This window comes from Pseudomonas sp. HMWF006 (genome assembly GCF_003061205.1).
Classification (GTDB): domain Bacteria; phylum Pseudomonadota; class Gammaproteobacteria; order Pseudomonadales; family Pseudomonadaceae; genus Aquipseudomonas; species Aquipseudomonas monsensis.
Genome location: NZ_QAIU01000636.1, coordinates 5,584 through 9,642 on the forward strand (window position 1 = coordinate 5,584; position 4,059 = coordinate 9,642).

The 4,059-nt window shown below is 61.8% G+C and carries 4 protein-coding genes and 1 pseudogene; all 5 read right to left on the reverse strand.

The features are described from left to right. Positions 1 to 134: 134 nt before the first annotated feature. Positions 135 to 1,733 carry a glycosyltransferase family 39 protein gene (locus DBR24_RS29475; protein ID WP_128616455.1) on the reverse strand — a complete coding sequence of 533 codons (1,599 nt, stop codon included), beginning with the start codon at positions 1,731 to 1,733 and terminating at the stop codon, positions 135 to 137. Next, on the reverse strand, positions 1,730 to 3,109 hold the full coding sequence (locus DBR24_RS29480; protein WP_128616456.1) for a UDP-glucose/GDP-mannose dehydrogenase family protein: 1,380 nt from the start codon (positions 3,107 to 3,109) through the stop codon (positions 1,730 to 1,732). The genes DBR24_RS29475 and DBR24_RS29480 overlap by 4 nt, the downstream gene beginning before the upstream one ends. After that, entirely contained in the window at positions 3,106 to 3,519 is a 414-nt protein-coding gene (gene arnF, locus DBR24_RS29485) for a 4-amino-4-deoxy-L-arabinose-phosphoundecaprenol flippase subunit ArnF (RefSeq protein ID WP_128616457.1), read from the reverse strand. Before arnF ends, DBR24_RS29480 begins: the two co-directional genes overlap by 4 nt. Next, positions 3,516 to 3,860, reverse strand: coding sequence for a 4-amino-4-deoxy-L-arabinose-phosphoundecaprenol flippase subunit ArnE (arnE, locus tag DBR24_RS29490; RefSeq protein ID WP_128616458.1), 345 nt, complete (start codon positions 3,858 to 3,860; stop codon positions 3,516 to 3,518). The genes arnF and arnE overlap by 4 nt, the downstream gene beginning before the upstream one ends. Beyond that, a pseudogene (locus DBR24_RS34375) lies at positions 3,857 to 4,059 on the reverse strand (4-amino-4-deoxy-L-arabinose lipid A transferase); the annotation flags it as partial. The gene arnE and the pseudogene DBR24_RS34375, both read right to left, overlap by 4 nt.

A 4,059-nucleotide genomic window follows, 5' to 3' on the forward strand; every position in this document is an offset into this window, starting at 1 on the left:
GGCGGCGGCATCACGCTGCTGCGCCCGGCGTACAACAAAACTCATGGTCACTAAATCCCTTCAGGTGCTGCCACTGGCGGCGATCTTTTGCTTTTGATGTTTAAACAGCAAAAGATCGCAGCCTTCGGTAACGCCTACAAGGGCTTGAGGAACAACAGGACGTAGTCGTTTTTGTCGAAGCTGCCAGTCAGTACCGGTTTTAACTCACCGATTGGCGTACCTTGCAGGGCCTGGAAATCGCTGCGATCCATCATCAACCACGCCGGGCCGTGAACCGCCTCGAGTTGCTGGATGCTGTCGCTGAACTGCGGTTGCAGGTCCTGCTCGAGGTTGACCATGAACTTGATCGCCTTCGCATCCTTGCCCATGCCGTGCAGCACCACCGGCGCGGGATTGCGCTGAATCTGCGCGAAGGCGTCCCGGCTGAAGGTTTGCGTGTCGTACAGACGCCGCTCGGCCGGTTCAAATACCGCGACATAAACCGTCCACAATGCCAGGACAGCCATCAGTGCCAGGACTTCCGGGCGCCAACGCGGCATCAACAGCCGTGACAGCGCCACCAGTTGCAGTGCACCGAGGCCGATCAAAACAAAGGTGACGTCTTGCAATTGCTCGGGAAAGCGCCGACGCGCCACGAACAACAGCACCATCAGGACACCCGGCGTCAGCAGCCACAGGCCAAGCATCAACCCGCGCAACCCGCGAAACACCCAGCCATGTGCCACTTGGAACGGATACGCCGCAATGATCGCCGCCATCGGCAACATCGGCAGCAGATACCGCGCTTTCTTCGCTTGCGGGATCGACAAGCCGACCATCACGATCAACCCGGCCGCCGCGCAATACTGCACCAGACGCAACGCGGGGCCGCGCTGCTGCGGTTTGCCCAGCCATGACGCCGCCAATGCCAATAACGCCAACGGGTAGGCCAGCGCATAGTTGCCGAAGGAACTGGTGAAGTAATACAGCGATCCGCTGACCCCTTCGCTACCGTCCATGCGCCCCATGAACTGCATGCGGATCACGTCCTGCATGAATCCCGGACCGCCGCTGACCCGGGCCAGCCACAACAGCAGACCGACGCACGCCACCAGCAACACCGCTGCCAGCACACCAAACACCAGCAGGCGCGACCACTGTCGATTGAGCAGGTAATAACTGCAGAGCATGCCGGTCGGCACCACCAGGCCGATGGGACCGCGAATGCCGAAACCGAGCAACAGCAAAGCGAAAATCAGCGGCCAACGGCGCCCACCCGCGAAATGGTCGTGGGCATAACCGAGGTAAAACACCGCGAACGCCACCGCCGCCAGCAGCAGATCCTGCGACACCGCGCGCACTTCGGTCACGAAGCCACTGGTCAACATCAGCAACGCGATACTGATCAACGCCCAGCGCCGCGAGTACGGCACCAGCAAGCGATACATCAACGTGACGATCACGGCGCCGGCCATCGCGCTCGGTGCCCACGCGGTCAAGGCATTCACCGTCCCGAACGGTAGCGACAGCAGCCAGACAAACAGCGTCGACACCGCCGAATAATCCGCGTACGGCTGGCCATACGTCGTGGGAAAGACCGTCGGCCCGTGGCGCAGCATTTCCTGTGCGAACAACACAAACCGCGAATCGAAACCGATAGGGGCCTGCCCGTAGACCCCGGCCATGCACAATAAAAACGCCAACAGCCCTGCGAGCAGGGACTGTCGGCGAATCTCGGGCGACAACGTAATCAAGCGACGTCCGCAGTGGCGGACCACTGCTGCAGCGGGATCGGCAGTTTGCGCGAATCGCCTCGGCCGATCGGGAAGTACTTGAAGCCATTGCGAGCCAGACGGTCGGCGTCGTACAGGTTGCGGCCGTCGAAGATCACCGGGGCTTTCAGGCGTTGCTCGATCAGGTCGAAATCCGGCGCCTTGAACTGTTGCCATTCGGTGCAGATGATCAGCGCATCGGAACCCGCCAGCACTGATTCCGGGGTGCCCATCAGCATCAGTTTTTCTTCGTTCGGGTACAGGTGCTGGGTTTCCTGCATCGCTTCCGGGTCAAACGCGCGAACACTGGCGCCGGCGGCAAACAGCGAGTCGAGCAGGACGCGGCTCGGTGCGTCGCGCATGTCGTCGGTGTTCGGTTTGAACGCCAGGCCCCACAGGGCGAAGGTCTTGCCGCGCAGGTCGCCTTTGTAGAACGCATTGATGCGGTCGAACAGCTTGTGCTTCTGCCGCTCGTTGATCGCCTCGACCGCTTGCAGCAGGTCGCTGGAACAGTGTGCCTGTTCGGCGCTGTGGATCAGCGCGCGCATGTCTTTGGGGAAGCACGAACCGCCGTAGCCGCAGCCCGGGTAGATGAAGTGGTAACCGATGCGGGTATCGGCACCGATGCCCTGACGTACCGACTCGATGTCGGCGCCCAGGTGTTCGGCCAGTTCGGCGATCTGGTTGATGAAGCTGATCTTGGTCGCCAGCATGCAGTTGGCGGCGTACTTGGTCAGCTCGGCGCTGCGCAGGTCCATGAACATGATGCGGTCGTGGTTGCGGTTGAACGGCGAGTACAGGTCGCGCATCACATCGCGCACTTCGTCACCTTCACAGCCGATGACGATGCGGTCGGGACGACGGCAGTCGGACACCGCCGAACCTTCCTTGAGGAATTCCGGGTTGGAGACGATATCGAACTGCAGTTCACGGCCGGCGGCGTCCAGCGCGGCCTGGATGTGCGCACGCAGGGTGTCGCCAGTGCCGACCGGTACGGTGGATTTCTCCACCAGAATCAGCGGCTGCTCACGGTGGCGTGCCACGGCGTCACCCACCGACAGCACGTATTTCAGGTCGGCCGAGCCGTCTTCGCTGGACGGTGTGCCCACGGCGATGAACGCGACGCGACCGTGTTGCACGGCGAGTTTTTCATCGGCGGTGAACGTCAGGCGCCCGGAGTCCAGGCCTTCACGCACCAGGCTCGACAGACCTGGTTCGAAAATGCTGACGTGGCCTTGGCGCAGCAGCTCGACTTTCTTCTGGTCAATGTCCATGCACACGACGTCGTGACCGACTTCGGCCAACACGGCGGCCTGCACCAGACCCACATAACCGCTACCAAATACTGTGATTTTCATGGAGCACTCCTGAATTCGGGCGCACGAGACGGACGAGAGTTAATAGTGATGACCCCGAGCATGACCAGTGCCACGCCCAGCGATTTAGTGAAACTGAAAGATTCGTTGAACAGCGGCAGACTGGCCGCCAGCAGGTACACCAGCGCGTAGCTGATGCTTAACAGTGAATAGGCCCGCCCCAACGGCAGGTCGCGTAGCGCCGCGAGCCAGCAAAGCATCGACAGGGCGTAGGCGAAAATCGCCGCCATCACCACGGCCAATGCGCTCAGATCAACACTGCCGGCGCTCAGCGCCGTCAGCCATTGTTCCGGTTGCGGCAGGCGCGTCATGCTCCAGCGCATGCCCAACTGGGCACTGCTGACCAGGCCCACACTGGCCAGGGCAAAGCCGATACCGCGTGCCTTGTTCATGACTGTTGCCCCAGCAGCACCACGCCGCCGATCACCAGCGCCACGCCCAGCCAATGCTGGCGGTCGATGGGCTCGCGAAAGACAAAGCGGGCGATCAGGGTGATCAGGACAAAGTTGAGGCTGAGCATCGGGTAAGCGATGCCCACTTCGAGGCGCTGCAACACCAGCAGCCAGACCAGCAGCCCGCTGCCGAGGGCCAACAGCGCCAGCCACAACCATGGCGAACGCAGTTTGTCGGCCCAGGACGACTCGACGCCACGCCAGCTTTCCACGGCGAATTTCTGCGCCACTTGCCCCAGGCACGTCAGTAGACACGCCGTCAGTAACAGCAGCCAACTCATGACGCGACCTTGGGCAGGACCATAATCACCAGATTGCCCGATTCGTAACGGGTGCCGTCCTTGGGCAGCAGGTCGAGCTCTTCCAGCTCGCTCTGACCCTTGACGCGCATCAGTACGCCGACCGATCCGGTGCGGCGGGCTTCGCGGACCCATTGTTGAACGGTTTCTTTGGTGAGCCGGCGTTCGGCGCCTTCAGGAT

Bases quoted from the DNA above. Each gene is read 5' to 3' on its own strand.
- DBR24_RS29480 (WP_128616456.1), bottom strand. From the start codon at position 3,109: ATGAAAATCACAGTATTTGGTAGCGGTTATGTGGGTCTGGTGCAGGCC.
- arnF (WP_128616457.1), bottom strand. From the start codon at position 3,519: ATGAACAAGGCACGCGGTATCGGCTTTGCCCTGGCCAGTGTGGGCCTG.
- arnE (WP_128616458.1), bottom strand. From the start codon at position 3,860: ATGAGTTGGCTGCTGTTACTGACGGCGTGTCTACTGACGTGCCTGGGG.